Origin of the sequence: Microcoleus sp. S28C3, assembly GCF_036700785.1 — a bacterium.
GTDB classification, from domain to species: Bacteria; Cyanobacteriota; Cyanobacteriia; order Cyanobacteriales; family Microcoleaceae; genus Microcoleus; species Microcoleus asticus.
Genome location: NZ_JAUBPO010000003.1, coordinates 107,814 through 123,117, shown reverse-complemented (window position 1 = coordinate 123,117; position 15,304 = coordinate 107,814). Strand labels below are relative to the sequence as shown.

10 protein-coding genes are annotated in these 15,304 nt (G+C 50.8%); 2 read left to right on the top strand and 8 right to left on the bottom strand.

Translation table 11 applies throughout. The features are described from left to right. Window positions 1-182 (bottom strand): hypothetical protein (locus tag QUA13_RS01935; protein WP_333196205.1); only part of this gene is annotated, 182 nt, incomplete at its 3' end. Between the two features lie 274 nt (window positions 183-456). On the opposite strand from QUA13_RS01935, the gene QUA13_RS01930 reads away from it, so the two are divergent. Continuing rightward, the gene (locus QUA13_RS01930) at window positions 457-1,047 is read left to right on the top strand and encodes a sigma-70 family RNA polymerase sigma factor (protein ID WP_333196203.1); all 591 of its coding nucleotides are present in this window, start codon (window positions 457-459) and stop codon (window positions 1,045-1,047) included. 8 nt (window positions 1,048-1,055) lie between these two features. Continuing rightward, complete coding sequence (locus QUA13_RS01925; protein WP_333196202.1) at window positions 1,056-1,835, top strand: anti-sigma factor; 780 nt, start codon at window positions 1,056-1,058, stop codon at window positions 1,833-1,835. Between the two features lie 281 nt (window positions 1,836-2,116). On the opposite strand, the gene QUA13_RS01920 is transcribed toward QUA13_RS01925, so the two are convergent. The 7 genes from QUA13_RS01920 to QUA13_RS01890 form a co-directional block, all read right to left on the bottom strand. Then, window positions 2,117-7,423, bottom strand: coding sequence for a response regulator (locus tag QUA13_RS01920; protein ID WP_333196199.1), 5,307 nt, complete (start codon window positions 7,421-7,423; stop codon window positions 2,117-2,119). A gap of 84 nt (window positions 7,424-7,507) precedes the next feature. Continuing rightward, window positions 7,508-7,600: a helix-turn-helix domain-containing protein gene (locus QUA13_RS01915; protein WP_333196270.1), complete on the bottom strand. Its 93-nt coding sequence runs from the start codon at window positions 7,598-7,600 to the stop codon at window positions 7,508-7,510. A gap of 56 nt (window positions 7,601-7,656) precedes the next feature. Further along, a complete protein-coding gene (locus tag QUA13_RS01910; RefSeq protein ID WP_333196271.1) occupies window positions 7,657-8,283 on the bottom strand; it encodes an HNH endonuclease in 627 nt (208 codons plus the stop codon). A gap of 140 nt (window positions 8,284-8,423) precedes the next feature. Then, on the bottom strand, window positions 8,424-11,519 hold the full coding sequence (locus tag QUA13_RS01905; protein ID WP_333196197.1) for a methyl-accepting chemotaxis protein: 3,096 nt from the start codon (window positions 11,517-11,519) through the stop codon (window positions 8,424-8,426). 147 nt (window positions 11,520-11,666) lie between these two features. Next, entirely contained in the window at window positions 11,667-12,200 is a 534-nt protein-coding gene (locus QUA13_RS01900) for a chemotaxis protein CheW (protein WP_333196268.1), read from the bottom strand. 700 nt (window positions 12,201-12,900) lie between these two features. Further along, window positions 12,901-14,139 carry a response regulator gene (locus QUA13_RS01895; RefSeq protein ID WP_333196194.1) on the bottom strand — a complete coding sequence of 413 codons (1,239 nt, stop codon included), beginning with the start codon at window positions 14,137-14,139 and terminating at the stop codon, window positions 12,901-12,903. 205 nt (window positions 14,140-14,344) lie between these two features. Beyond that, entirely contained in the window at window positions 14,345-14,782 is a 438-nt protein-coding gene (locus tag QUA13_RS01890; protein ID WP_333196192.1) for a hypothetical protein, read from the bottom strand. Window positions 14,783-15,304: the final 522 nt, after the last annotated feature.

Sequence of the window (15,304 nt, the reverse complement as noted above, 5' to 3'; positions counted from 1 at the left end):
GCATCAGGACTCTTCATCGCATCAGGACTCTTCATCGCATCAGGACTCTTCATCGCATCAGGACTCTTCATCGCATCAGGACTCTTCATCGCATCGGGGGAAGCGCTAGGAGTAGAAGAGCAGGCATACAGACTAGCCGTTAGAGTCAGACCAACAATCAAATAAAGCACTTTCCGGTTCATATTTTTCTTCCAAATCTGATGAATTTTGATTTAAGCAGTCAGCAGGTAATAGCTAGCCGTGGTTCCTCTTATAGTACGGATTACTCCTGTGATTGGATTGTGAATATCCTAAATTTGTTGTGAGCGAGGTTAAGATACTCAGCTTGTATACATCCAATCAGCTTTGCGGGCCGTATTTAAGAAGATGGGGCCAGATTATTTTTGGAGACGCGCTTGCTGCAATAACCAGAATCAACTTAAAATTATCGGTTTAGGTCTGTTCTACACAACACCTATGGATTTGAACTCTGCCGAAACAAGCGCGGACAACACTGACAAACAGACTGACGCTGAGTTATTTCGGTTGATGAGTGTTGGTCAACCTTCTGCTTTGGGCATTCTCTATAACCGCTATGGCAGCTTAGTCTACAGATTGGCGCTGAGAATTCTCAGCAATCCTCAAGAGGCAGAAGACTTAACCCAAGAGATTTTTCTCAATCTCTGGAATAGGGGCGCATACAATCCGAATCGCGGCTCTATGAGCAGCTTTTTGACAACTATGACTCGATCGCGGGCAATTGATAAACTTCGTTCCCGCAGCACTAACTTAAAATTTCTCCAGCGATGGAGTCAGATGATGGCTACTGAAATTCCCCCTCTCACGCCTTTCGAGTCAGCTTCTTTAAGTGACCGATCCCACTGTGTTCGCAATGCCTTAACTCAACTTCCAGAACAACAGCAACAGGTGTTAGAAATGGCTTACTATGAGGGTCTGAGTCAATCAGAAATTGCAGCTAAACTTAGTATACCGCTCGGAACAATTAAAACTTGGTCTCGGCAAGGTTTATTGAACTTAAGAAAAAACTTACAAAATTTAATTGGCTAGTTGCACCTATGACAGAGCCTTTATTTCCCGATCGCTCAGAAGAATTGATGGCAGGTTATGTAATTGGCAACCTCAGCTCCTCAGAAGCTGAGGAATTAAGGCGAGTGCTACAAGAAAATCCTGAACTAGCTACAGAGGTGCGTCGCCTGCAGGAAGTCCTGGAAGTTATTCCCTACGCCCTACCTGATATCGCACCGCCACCACACATTTATTCCGCCATTTTGGAATCTGCCTCTGCCGCTAGCATTGCAGTACCAAATCCTCATGTTTCTGGAGTTCCTAACTCATTACCCCAGGAAAAACTGAAGCATTCACCTATACAATGGAGTCGCGTTCTTGGTAGCATAGCGGCACTATTGGCGTTGGCCGTTGGTGTGGATAACTACCGACTCAGGCAAGAAATCACAACGCTTGAGGCTCAGGTAGTGCGACAAAAAGATGTGATTGCAATGCTGCAACAGCCTAATACTCGTCTAGTTTCCCTCAAAGGGATGGCTGACGCATCTGCTGCTTCTGGAAATATTGTGATCACACCGGGTGAACCCAAAGCTGTTTTAATCTTAAGGAACCTTCCGGTTTTACCACAGGGTCAGTTTTATCAGTTATGGTCGGTTATTAATAATGAAAAAATCGCTTGGGAGCAGTTTAATACTAATGAAAGAGGAACAGTTTTTGTCAAACTTTCTCTGCCGGCTAATGCGGAAGTAACACCATTAGTTGTCACGGTTGAAGCATCGCCCTTACTTAAAAATCCTGCGGGGCCTATGGTAATGACGGGGACTCTATAAACTAATAGGCTTAATATTATGGAAATCGAGGCTAGAGGATTACTCAATTCCTCCGACTCCAGCTTATGCAACCCATCCCCATACACGCGCCCCTCAGCCATTAGCACTTCATCAGAAATTCTTTCGCGTAAAATAGCATTGTGCAGTGCGATCGCGATCGGGGGCGCTCGACAATAAAAGTGGTTTGATTGCTGGTAATTGACAGGATGTAATACAAGTCCTGCGATCGCGATCGCCCAGATCGCCCTCACAGGACTCAGATCTTTTCAAACCTCACCCACTTACACGATAGCCGGAGCACCAACAACCTCACCCTTCAGCATCCGAGAAGCAGCATCAAGCAATTGCTCCTCCAAATAAGGCTTAGTGAAATAGCCTTTCGCGCCCAAACTGTAAGCCATTTGGCGGTGTCTGTCAGCACCGCGAGAAGTTAGCATCGCGATCGGCAATTCACACAAAACGGCATCCTTTTGCATCCGAGAAAGCAGCTCCAAACCGTCCATTCTCGGCATCTCAATATCGCAGAAAACGATATCGCAAGGCAGACCAGATTTCATCTTTTCCCAAGCTTCCTTACCGTCGCGAGCTTCTTCCACACGATAGCCAGACTTCTCGAAAGTAATCGACAACAGCGATCGCACGGTAATCGAATCATCCACGATCAGCACAGTCGGCTCAGTCTTCTCGATTTCCGCCTCCGCAGCAATCCGATCGCCCTCATCCCAAAGCGTACCGCCAGTGTCCTTCCGCAGCCTTCCGGTAGCCAAATCGATCAGCTCCAGAACGTCCGCAATTGCCACGATCCGACCGTCCCCGAGCACTGTGGCCCCAGCAATCCCGATCGGCTTGGGCACCGGCCCCTCCAACGGTTTGATCACAATTTCCTGTTCCGTCGAAACCTGATCCACCTGCACCGCCAAGAAATTGCCAGCAGACCGCAGCACGATCACCGAAATCATGTCATCGTCAGTATTAAACCCGTAAACACTGCCCCGACCCAAATGGCGGTTGTAACCCAGCAAATCCCGCAGCGGCCGGAACGGCAAAACCGAACCCCGCCACTCAATGCAAGGCAAACCGTCCGCCCCCGTCGTCACCTGATCGCGAGGCACATCGATCATATCCTCGACCCCATCCATCGGGAAAGCAATGCGAGCGCGATCGCTAATGCAAGTCAGAGCCTTAGAAATGCTCAACACCAGAGGTAAACGGATCGTAAACACAGTCCCTTTGCCGATCGTCGAATCGATCGACACAGTGCCCCGAATCTCCTGCAACGAAGTCTGCACCACATTCATACCGACCCCCCGGCCGGCGTACTCCGTCGCCTGTTCCTGAGTGCTGAAACCGGGCATAAACAGCAAATCGTAAACTTCGGAGCGAGACATCCTCTGAGCCTGAGCCGCCGTCAGCATACCCTGCTTGATCGCCTTCGCCTTCACCTTTTGCGGGTCAATTCCCGCCCCGTCGTCAGAAACCGAAACCACCGTTTGGTTCCCTTGGTGGAAAGCGCGAATGGTAATCCTGCCCACAGCAGGCTTCCCAGCCGCCAGACGCACCTCCGGCGCTTCGATCCCGTGAGTAATCGCATTGTTGACCAAATGAGTCATCGGGTCATATAGCTGATCCACAATCATCTTGTCGATCAAAATATCCTTACCCTCAACCTGCAACTGAGCCTGCTTCCCGCACTTAATCGCAATTTCCCGCACCGCCCGGAACAGCCTGTCCGTCGTCTCCGCAAACGGCTTCATCCGGGCGCGAGTCAAACCTTCTTGCAGTTGAGTCGTGACTTGCCGCAGTTGGCGAGTCACCTGATCCGCCTCATCCACCAAAAACTCAATGTCCGCGGCCGACTCCCGCACCCGCACGATCAGCTCAATAATCTCTTGAGCCAAACTGTGGAAAGGAGTAAACCTGTCCATTTCCTCCGGTCTCCAGGCACTTTCCCGGGTGTGGGCCGAATCCTCAGAGCGCCAGGCCGATCGGTGTCCCTGCCGGTTTGCCAGCAAAGCAATCTCCAAAAGACTCCGCTCGTAGAAATCCTGAGTCCGCTGGCTCACATCGCTCAGCAGCGTTACCTGGTGCAGCAAATTGTCCAAAAACTGCCGCATCCGTTCTTGGTCTTGCTCCAAGCTGTTGCGGTTCACCACCAGTTCCCCCATCAAATTGCTGAGGTTGTCCAGTTGCTTGACCGGCACCCGCATCGTCTGGTCGCCGAACCCGCCCGCGCGGGCATTCCGCCTTCCTCTGTTGAGCGCCGACGGCCCGATATTGGCTTCCCCTTGGCGACCGCCGTCCTTTGGATCTTCGAGCAGTTTTTCCAAATCGCCAAATTCGTCGTCGCTCTCATCGGCAGCAGCGCGCAGAGCTTTACTGGCAGTTGTCGTCGGTGCAGGCATTTCCGGCATAGTTGCGCTCTCGCTGAGGAGTTCTTCGAGATCCGAGAAAACTTCTGTATTTACCGGACTCTGATTTGTTCCCCCAGAAGCTGCTAGTACAGCTCCAGCACCCCCTGCAATTAACAGTGCTTCTAAATCGTCAAAATTGCCTTCGCCATCCTCAGCACCTGATTCTGCCTCGCCAAAAAAGTCTGCCAGCGAGCCCTCTTCCAACTCCGAGGCATCGACCGAGACAGGCTCCTCGTCAGCGTCCCAAAAGCCCGCCGTCATTTCCGAAGTCACCAGAACCTCAGCATCGATCGAATCCAACAAATCATCAAATCCCTCCAACTCTTCGCTGTTGAGAGCCGCCTTGGTTTCCATCGCTGAGAGCAAGTCAGCATCGCCATCATCAAACATACGATCGAGAGATGCAGCAGGCAGCGCCTCTAAATCCGCACTCAAAAAATCCGTTTCCAGCGCATCAAACAAATCATCCTCGCCCTCGGACGAGCCAGCGGTATCTGTTTCGAGTCGATCGAACAAATCCGCACCCACCTCGTCGAACAAACCCTCGGGAAGTTGGGCAGACAATTCCTCGACATCAACAGCCGCGCCCTCATCTCCCGCCGCGACAGCATCGCCCTGCTGCCCCAGGCCTTCTCCAAACATATCCTCCAAGAAATCGAAACCTAAACCCTCATCAGACTCGACACTTGAAATTTCCGCATCAGGACGATCGGACAAAGCCCCAACTTCAACCGCTGCCGAATTTGCCAAGCCTTTGTCGGAAACAGCCGCAGCATTGTTCGAGAACAAACTCCCTAAGTCGCCCTCATCAAATCCCACATCCGCACCCAGCAATTCTGAACCTCCATCTGAATTCGGCCAACGCGCATCGGCTTGCCCCGAAGCTTCCCCGTCATACTCAGTACCCGTAGGTACAGAACCGAACAGCTCAGCCAAATCCGCCGCCTCTCGGGAAGTAGCCACTCCTTGCCGAGCCCCCACAGTCTGCTCGTCCTCAGAAATCGAACCCGAGGTCATATCCCCAAACAGCGCATCTAAATCCGTATCGTCCAGCTCGATGTTGACCGATTGCATAGACTCGTCTTCAAGGCCGAAAGCATCTTCTAGCCAATTTTCATCCGCAGAGATATCTAAATCAGAATTTGATGTCATGTTAAGAACGCTACCAATTTCCTCATTTTGTGCGATGCCAGCAGCTAGATATCGATCGCCCCCACTCTCCCCACCTTCGTCTTCTGAAGAAAGGTAACTAGAAGCAATCCCCAACAGCTCGCTCAAATCCGAGTCCTCGCCAAGCTCGGAGAGCAACTCGAAATCATCTATTTCAGGCAGTTCGAGCGCTTCGGCATCCGCTGAATCCTTGCCGCCGCCTGCAGCAGGCTCGTTCGATTCTGCATCGAAAGCGTCAGGGTTGAGAGAAAAATCCGAAGAGATTGCCGGCACAGCCGTTGCCTCAGATTCGCCCTCATCGCCGAACAAGTTATCTAAATCAGCATCGTCCGCAACGACAGCAGAAGTTTGGGCGGCCACTTCGTCCAAAAGCGTACCCAGAGCATCTTCGTCAGCTTGTCCCCTGGCTGGGGGAACCGTGCCGTCTGACCGAGCCAAACCGCCCCTGCCGTTACCCTTTTCAAGCTGTTTGCCAATTAGCTGCTGCCTCGAACCCCCATTGTTCTGACCGGCAGTTACCGCCGAACCGTCTGGCTCGTCTGCAAACAGCAAATCCTCCCCAAACAAAGTCGTCAGGTCGTCAAGCGGAGGCGAGGTCTTCGTTTCCGAACTTTCCGCATCGTATTCGTCAAATAACAAATCAGTAAAATCGCCGGAATTGTCATCGTCTGACTCCAGCATTCCCGCCGATATCCTAGAAGACTGGGCATAGTCGAGGTCTTCTTCTTCTTCCCAAGCGCCGTCGAGATCCGGGGACTCGCCGTCAAACAAGTCAGCTAAAGTGTTGAGTTCTGCCACGCCCACTTCCGGGCCGCTGCGGGTCGAGCCTCTAAAAGCACTCGTCTCTATATCCGATTCTGCGAAGGCGGAATCGTCGAACTGGGGCGATCGACTGCCGCTATAATCGTTGCTCTCGCCGCTGTCGAGTTGGTCGAACAGCTCGTCTATGCTCAGCCCAGAAATATTCGGCAGCAACTTGTTCAATCCATCCTGGGCATCGCCAGATCCCACCAGATCCCAGGCCGCATCCTCAACAGAAACCGCATTTGTCCCCGATTTACCCGGTTGAGCGAATGCCAGCAAATCTTCAAAATCCGTTTCTGGAAACACAACAGCCGGCTGAAGCGCCAGAAGTTTTGCGCTCGGTGCGATCGACGATTCTAGACCCGAAACTACCAGTTCTTGCGCTTGTTTGATGTCTTTGATCACCGTTGGGGCTAAGGTGCGGTAGCTATTTTCTGGGTTGGCGATCGCCTTGGATACAGCTTCGATCAATTCTATCCAGCAGGGCAGTTCAAATTCCTCCCCGGCCCTGAGCAAGTTCCGACAAATGTTTTTGAGTTGCCGCCTGCTTTCTGGTCCCTCGGGCTGTTTGAACTCTTGCAAGAGTTCCCGCATCCTCGCCGGCACATCCGAGTCAAACACTAGCAGCAGCGCGCTGTCTTCTGTTGCTCTGGCATCAGGTGCGTAAACCGATCCCGAGTCCGCAAAAGTCCTCGATGAGCCAAACGCCCCGATTCCCATTCCTGCCATAACTTTTTCGGGTACTGGCAGCAGGCTGCTCTCGTCTAAATCGCGTTCTCCGTATCCGACGAGTCCCCCCAAGTGCCCGTTGAGTTCTTCAAATACTGGTTCTAATTCTCGAACCATCTGTTCTCCCAATTCCTCTGTCAGCCCAAAAGGCCCCGACAGTTGCTCTAACAGCCCTTGCAATGTGTCAAAAATTCGCAGGAAAAGGGACTCTAGCTGTTGGTCTACTTTAACGCTGCACTCTTTTAAAACTTTAAAACTATCTTCTAGTCGGTGAGCTGTTTGCTGAATGCTGGTCAGCCCCAGCATTGCTGCTCCTCCTTTGACAGAGTGAGCGGCCCTAAATACTTCGTTGACCAGTTCTGGGTCTTCGATCGTGGTTTGCAGATTCAGCAAGCCTTGTTCGATCGTATTGAGGTGGTCTTTTGCCTCCTCAATAAAGTAGCCCATTATCCTCTGTTGTTGCTCCGGCAGCATAGTTTTATTCCTGATTTTAAGCGTTATTGTATTGAGTCTATGTTAGTAGTTCTAGAGAATCTCTTTGTATATCTCGCCCCTTGCCTAGAGAATAATCTGACTGCGAGATATTGCAAATGTCCTGGCTATTTTTGTTTTCGATATGCCCTCACTTACAAGATAGCGAATCTCCCGCACCCGATCGGGTTTGAGTTTGCGGTTGACAGATGGAACGAAAGGAAAGCGGTTTTTTTCTATAGGATCGCGGGAGTTATCGGCGCGGGTTCCTTCCCACAAATGGTCTGGATTGACACAACCGCGATGTCGCAACTGTGACACGCAAAATAACCGGCTTTGACAGGCTTTCCCAGTTTGTGTCCCAGTACAAGTCTGTGAGCGTAGAAACTTTTTGTTTTACCATTAATTTTAGTACCCTTAATGGCGCAACCATCACTTCTTTTAGCCAAGGTACAAATCATGCAGCCGTTCGGCTGTATTTGGGCCCGAATACCAGGAATTATTTCTCTGCCTCGCAGTTGTTTTTGATGTGTCGGCGCAGATGTACTTCCGACATTTTTAATACGTCCTTTTTTAAACCTATATTGATAATTTTTCAGCCTAGAACCTGACCACAAATGGTTACGATTAATGCAGTTGCGGACATCGCAAGTATGGCAAGCAAAGTATTCGGGTCTGATCTGCCGACCTAATGAATGTTCTAATACTAAACGGTGGACAGTAAACCTTTTCCATTCACCGTTAATCCGAAGTCTTTTATTGGCATAGACCGTGCTAGATTTGGTTAGGCTAGAGATAATACAGCCCGTCTGCTGAACTTCACCAAAGATGCCCGGTATTACCTCTACTATGTTATCGTCCATCTGTGCAACTCCTACTTTGTTTAGGTGTTGAATTAGCAGCCCCGCAGCGGTTTCCAGACTGCGGGGTTGCTTTTTCTATGCCATCATTGACCCACCAATGTGCTGGTAAATCAGCCGATAAAAAAGCATTAGACACTTAATTATTGTCTTTCTGCGGTTTCTACTCGGAATCTTTCCACCGATGTCAAAAGGTCGCGAGCAACGCCTACCAAGTTTTGCAAAGCACCGGAAACTCGCTGCGCTTCTTGGGATGTTTCCTGAGCTGTCAGCTCGACAGCTTGCATCACAGAAGCTACCGCGCGAGCTGTTTCGTTTTGCTCTACAGTGTCGGCAGTAATCGATCGCACTAACACGTCAATTCGGTTAGTTACTTGAATGATATCTTCAAGTGATCGCTTCGCCTGTTCTGCCAATCTTGTTCCCTCAATAACCTGCTGCGTCCCTTCTTCCATCGCCGTCATTACCGCGCCGGTTTCGCTTTGAATTTGCATCACGATCTGTTCGATTTCTTTCAAAGACTTAGCCGATCGGTCTGCCAATTGTCGCACCTCGTCTGCCACGATCGCAAAACCCCTGCCCGCTTCCCCAGCTCTCGCCGCCTCAATACTGGCGTTGAGGGCCAACAAATTCGTCCGGGAGGCGATCGTCGCAATTAAAGCCACAATCTTAGAAATTTCTTGAGAAGCTTCCGCCAACCGCTTGACTTTTCTCGTGGTTTCTGCTACCGTTTCTCGAATTTCTAAAATCCCGGCCACCGTCCGCTCCACAGCCTCGCCCCCTTTCAGAGCCGTTGCCGCCGCGCCCCTGGCCACTTCTTCCGCCTCTCTAGCGCTCTCTGCGACCCGCTGAATCGCGTCGGTGAGGACTTGCACCGAATTCAGCGTTGCCGCCAGTTCCTCAGCTTGCCGCAGCGCGTCGGAAGACAAATCGCCCGCAAACTTAGCACTATCCGTAGCGCCTTTGCTGACCTCCCTCGCCGCCTGCTTCACCTGATGGACGATTTCGCGCAGATTTTGAATAGTCAAGTTAAACGAGTCAGCAACAGCACCCAAAACGTCTGCGGTCACTTCTGCAGTCACAGTCAAGTCACCCCGAGCCGCTCCTTCCACGTCGTCTAGCAAGCGAATAACTTGGCGCTGCAAGTCTTCTTTTGCCTGTTCCTGCTCGTCAGACTTGCGCCTGGTATCGCTGATCGTGGTTTGGATGACCTTCGCCATGTGGTTGAATTTAGCAGCCATTTTGCCAAATTCATCTTCCGAGTAAACCGTAGCGCGAGCGTCCAAAGTTCCTTGAGATACGGCATCGAACTGAGCTTGCAAATTGTCCGAGGACTTGCGCACCTGCTTGGCGATCAACTGGCCGATCCCCCAAGAAGTTAAAAAGCTCGTAAAGCCTGCTGCTGCGGTCATTACCCAGCCTGTTTGGCGCAGGTAAACGATCGCCTCCGGTTTGTCTTGCCGCAGAGCTTGATAGGAGGCAATGTTGGTGACGAAAGCCACAGCTACCAGAGAAACCAGCCCTGCCCCGATTGCCGTGTACAACTGTTTTGTAAACAAAGGGGCATTTTCCAAGAAAGCCAGTCCCCCCTGTTCTACCGTCACCGAAGTATCGACCGCCTCTGTTTCTGTGGGAGCAAAACTCGGCACTGACGAATCAGCCGGGCCGTTTATGCTAAATATCTCGTCATCCCGAATTGCTGAGCCATCGCTGTTGTCAAAGTCCAGGCCGCTGCCTGTCGTTCCCATCATGCCGCTGGTCGAGTTGCCGAAATTGGTATTACCTCTAGTCAGCATCGAACTGCTGGCATCTTCTGAGATGTCAAAGTCCGGCAAATTGCCCAAATCGTCAAACTCGTCAAATTCGTCTAAAAAGTCGCTGTGTTGTTGAGCGTTCGCAGCTTTTGACGACCAACCGCTGCTGTTCTTCTCGGTCGCCCCGAAAGCTGTCGCTTGTTCGTTGTCGTCGAAAGAGAAAGAATCGCTAAAAGCATCGTCATCAAAAGCATCTAACTCGAAGCTGTCTATAGAACCAAATGCCGGGGGTTCCGAGTCGCCGTAACCGTTGTTGTTGGCGGAGGATCGATCGACGGAATTAAATTTTTCCCGGCTCGACCTTTGACTTTGAGAGTTGGGGACAGCACCTCCCATCAACAGCGTTTCGTCTTCAGCCAGCGAATAGTTTGACGAGTAGTCCGACCCGCCGGTATTCGACTGCTTGTTTTGAGGTCGAGAAGACCCGAAACCCGACGAGGGCATCGCCTCGGCAAAGGGGTCTTCCTCTTCTGCGGGATCTGCGCTATGAGCGTGATTTTGGCGGCTCTGGGGCGGGGCTTGGTAGTCGTAGTCGGAGTTCCCGTCGAGTTCGTCTGGCAAATCGAACCCAGCAAAAGGTTCGCCAAAATTGTCGGAGGGCCCGATGGGGGAGTCTGCTTGGTTCGAGTCGAAGGAATTCCCGATGTCTGAAGAGGCAAAACTTTGACCGTTGAGCATCTGAGTCGGAGCTTCTGAAAACGAATCTCCTGAGTAAGGTGCCTGTTTCCCAGACACTTTGCTGCTAGACACGTCAGCAGCATCAAACCCTCCATCATCTAAGGCAAAAGGGTCTCCAAAGTCCGAGTCTGCAAAGTCGTCGATGTCTAGCGAGTCGGGAGTCTCAGCATAAGCTGCCATCCCGGCACTGTCGCTAGAAAAAGGGTTAGAATGTGAGCTTAAATCTGGGACAGGGTCGGCGCGATCGTCCTCTTCTGCTTCCCACTCCAAGCCGCTCATGCCCAAGTCTGCCAAATCCTCGTTTTCCAAGTCGTCTGGCGATTGACTCCTATAGGAAAGGGAGGGGGAATTTCCTTGGAAAAGTCCCAAATCCGGGTCTTCTAACCCTTCATCGAGAGACAAGTCTGGGTAGAATTCCAATTCTGTTTCAGCAGACAAAGCCTCGACATTTTCCGGTTGCAGTTCTCCGGATAAAAATTGGTCTGTGTAAGTAATTCCGCTGTGAGCGTGTTCGACCAAAGTCGGATCGTCACTCAGGCCTAGCACAACCGTATACTGTTCCCGCGCCACCTCATACTGTTGCAGTCCGTAGCAGTAAATGTGTCCGCACAGCAGGCGAGCGCTGGGGTCTTCGGGAAAATCTTCTACTAATTGATAAACTAGGGCTGCGGCTTCTGAATAATTGCCATCCATGTAGGCCGCTTCTGCCCGTTGGTAGTCCTGCTGAAAGTTGGTACTTGTTGCCATTTGCCGCCCTCTTTTGATTTTAGATTTTAGATTTGAGATTTTAGATTTTTATCTTGAATTGAATGTTTAGATGCGCGCCTCAAGTCGTGTGACTGTTGATGGTTAGACCTCAATCGAAAATCGCAAATCGCAAATCTAAAATCGATTTCACGCTGCCCACCGCGCCGAGCGCAGAATTTTCACTTGATCTAGCAGTCGGAGCACTTTCTGAGCTGGTGCACCTAACATCCATTCTCCCCTCAGAAATGGAATCATGCCGTCTGGTGCATTGTTCTGAGAGTGCAGTTGCTCTACGTCGAGCCAGTCCATCCCCACAATTCGATCGACTGCCAGCCCCAAAATCGTGTCTTGGTCTTCCACAGCCACGATCGGGATTTCCGGTCTGTCTGTGTTCAGAGGTGTTTGGTCTCCCAGAAATTGGCCGAGGTCTGCCACCCAAATCACTCGTCCTCTCATATTTAGGGTACCTAAAAGCAAAGAGGAAACGTTGGGGATCGGTGTCATGCGGTCTGGGGACGGGGCTAGTACCTCTCTAATCCCTGTCGCCGGCAGTGCGAACTCGTTCCCCGAAGGAACATAGAACCGCAGGTGCAGCTCGCCTTCGGGAGTTTCTAGTTCTTGGAATTCCGGAGCCTGATCTACGCCTAGTCCTGGTAATATAAAGTCTGGGCTGCCGCTAATCATCATTCTGACACCTGCTTTCTAGCAAATTGTTGACGTTTCCCGCCAAGAAGAACCCGATCGAAACTTCGACGATCAAAACTTGACACAGCCAAGCTTGACACAGCCAAGGGGTGAATGGCGCGACTGCCGGAGGTGCTTGGCAAGAGATTTGCTCCGTCCATAATTGACTGCAATCAATAATTCACGCGACCTTTGCTGACAAATTAGCTCAAATCGACTGCGAACAATTAATTTGGAACCCCTAAAGCTTCACTTTGTACTCCCACCGCCGTCTAAATTGGTAAAACTCTGGGTAATTTCTGCGATGAATGCTAAACCGGTACTCGGATTAGCGACGGGTAGTTGACATGGCTGGTGTCGCGACAATCATGAACTGAGTCAGTTAAGACTGAGAATGCACTCTCCGACTTTGTACAGAAATACCTAGCAATTAGTAGCTCTGCGCATCGGTTTTTCGGAGCTGCTGCAAGTGGAGAACAAGTATATTATATTTGCACTTTGAGCGTGTTAGACCCACTTGGGTGGAGAAATTGAACAGAGTTTTACCGACGCCCTCATGCCAGCGCGCGGACTTACACATTCTAGTTTATGCTGCGCTCGCCAATAGTGCCCGCCCGCGAGCTTTCTGTTTGTGGCGGTGGAGACTCGATCTAAGCGCTGGTACAAGAAAGCTCCCACAATGCCACCGATGCGAAATTTATTTTTCTTCTAATTCGTCTTCTAGCGAGCGGTCTAATAATCTTTCCGATATATTGGCCAGAGGGTAGCCCGGACCCACATATTTTTCTACCAGCATCAATAACTCGCTTTCGCCAAAAGGTTTGGTGTAAAAGTCTGTAGCTCCGGCCATGCGAGCTTTAACGCGGTCAATAAATCCGTCGATGCCCGTCAGCATAACGATCGGGGTCTGCCGGAAAGCGCTAGAATTGCGCAGCATAGCGCAAATTTCGTAGCCGTCGAGTTCTGGCATGGCGATGTCACACAGAATTAAATCGGGTTTGAGTTGAAAAACCAAACTCAGGGCTTCGAGGGGATTGCCGATCGCCGTAGCTTCGTAACCGTGTTCATTTAAAATTGACTCGACTGTTTTGCGAATAATCTTGTCGTCGTCAATGCAGACAACTCTAGGAGGCTTGGTTTCTGGGGACGACCATTCTTTTTTGTTGTTGGCCGGGGCTACAGAGGACTCGTAAAATACTTGGACCAATCCCTGCTGCACGAAGGGGTAAATCGCCTTAGCGACAGTCAGCACGTCTCGGTTGAGGTAGCGCGCCATTTGGCGGATCGAAGTGTGGCCGTCGGCCCAGCGTCTGAGAGTATTAAAGGTATTGACAGGCAGCGCTACTCGCAGCTCGGAAGGATCTGAAATCACCGGGCATTGGTTGGGCGACTGAATGTGAGGGTGAAACTGCTTCCACTGCTGCACCTGTTTGACAATCTTGGCCAGCAGCGAGCTAATTTCTAAGCTGGTCAGTTGAGGAGCCAAAGCAGGGCCCATTTCAAAAGTGAAGGAACCCTGGTGGAGGCTGAGCAAGTCAAATAGGGTTTCGTGGATCATGCTGTGGATGATGTTGCGCCCTTGAGCTGGGGTGAGGATGTGGTTTTCTAGCAGGGCCCACAGGTAGCCGTATTCTGGGGCATTGGTAGATGCCATATAGGGAACTTGGATTTTGTCGAGGGCGGTATCTGCTTTGTAGCGGCGCAGGTAGTCGCGCAAGCGAAACAAACTGCCCGCACTCTGGGTAGCGTAAATAATCTGACCGTTGAAGCAGAAGACATACCAGGATTGTCCTGCAAGGGAGCGCAGGGTAGGTTGAGTACCCGTGCTGCTGCTGGTGGAGGTGTAGGCCTCTACGAACAGTTCTCCGGTTCGCTGACCTAACTCAATCAATTGCAGGATGCTGCGGATGTCAATTTCACTCAAATTTCCCTGCATGCAGCTAAAGTGTCCTCCTTAAAACCGTTGGCGTCTGAGCTCGGAAAGACTGTGTGCTGGCGCAAAGATTGACTTTAGTTTCCGTCAATAATTTACGCACTTATGCCCATCTCACAATTGGGAATTGACGAAAGGGCGATACTTGCTGCCTAAGTCGGCCGCGCTACCAGTCCACAAGCTGAAACCGCGAAACTCGCGGCATTCTCTAAGTGTAGAGTTTCACCTTGTATTCCCACTGTTGCCTAAACTCGTAGAATCCACATCGCACAATTGCACGGGCACTTCGACTGTGCAACGCTGGCATTCCCGACTGCTTCAAGTCTTCGGCCGCCAAAGTTTTGAAGTTTTTGGCTGAGTATGCCGTCAGTTTATCCAACGCATCTTTGCGTAGGTCAACTTCAAAATACCGAGGATTCTCTGGTTTTACCGCTACTACCAGCAGCAAGTGCCGATCGATCCCCGAGGGGAACTTGAGGCTAGTCTGTTGGGTTGGATGAGTTGCGCTCAAGGTTTTTTTTGGCTTTGGCACAGCCCTAAAATCAGGTGCAGTCAAAATGAACCTTTGTTGGCAATTGTCAGGAAAACCCTCACTGCCGATCGACCTTTTTGCTCGCCCGCGGCTCGCGTCATAGGCTCGCGTCATTACCCTATTCTAAGGCAGCGCGGTTCAAATCCCTAGTCCGCCGGAGGATGGCGATCGCTTGGAGGCAGCGAGGGCTTTTTTCACGATCGAGCGGCAACTAAAGCCTGGTACAATCAATAGAAAGTTTTTGACGGACTGACCTTTTTCAGCTTTAGGCTATGGCAGTCCCCGCAGTTTTGCTAGTCTTTAATCAAGCGGCATTGATTCTGCTGTCTCATTCGTCCAGAAAGCGGGCGGCGGCCGTGCTTTCTGGACGCTCTCCTGTTAAGCATTGCTCTGCGTGAGTGCTGCTATAGTTAGGAAAAAATGCTATCCCCGGATTCGGCAAAGGACACCAAAGAGTAAGACTTAAGTGGCAAAAAGTTATCCTTACTTGCCTATACTTATTTACTTTAGGTAAGTTGACTACAGATCGCACGCAGTGTTATCTTTAGTTGAGAACCTTTGGCTTAAGGGGGATAGCCTACTTATCTTGGGATTAGCCGTCTACCCAACAGCGTAGGAAGTAAACACCACTTATCT

What these genes read in the sequence shown, in the direction of transcription:
- QUA13_RS01910 (WP_333196271.1), bottom strand. Translation starts at nt 8,283, where the DNA reads ATGGACGATAACATAGTAGAGGTAATACCGGGCATCTTTGGTGAAGTT.
- QUA13_RS01905 (WP_333196197.1), bottom strand. Translation starts at nt 11,519, where the DNA reads ATGGCAACAAGTACCAACTTTCAGCAGGACTACCAACGGGCAGAAGCG.
- QUA13_RS01895 (WP_333196194.1), bottom strand. Translation starts at nt 14,139, where the DNA reads ATGCAGGGAAATTTGAGTGAAATTGACATCCGCAGCATCCTGCAATTG.
- QUA13_RS01920 (WP_333196199.1), bottom strand. Translation starts at nt 7,423, where the DNA reads ATGCTGCCGGAGCAACAACAGAGGATAATGGGCTACTTTATTGAGGAG.
- QUA13_RS01930 (WP_333196203.1), top strand. Translation starts at nt 457, where the DNA reads ATGGATTTGAACTCTGCCGAAACAAGCGCGGACAACACTGACAAACAG.
- QUA13_RS01925 (WP_333196202.1), top strand. Translation starts at nt 1,056, where the DNA reads ATGACAGAGCCTTTATTTCCCGATCGCTCAGAAGAATTGATGGCAGGT.
- QUA13_RS01890 (WP_333196192.1), bottom strand. Translation starts at nt 14,782, where the DNA reads ATGACGCGAGCCTATGACGCGAGCCGCGGGCGAGCAAAAAGGTCGATC.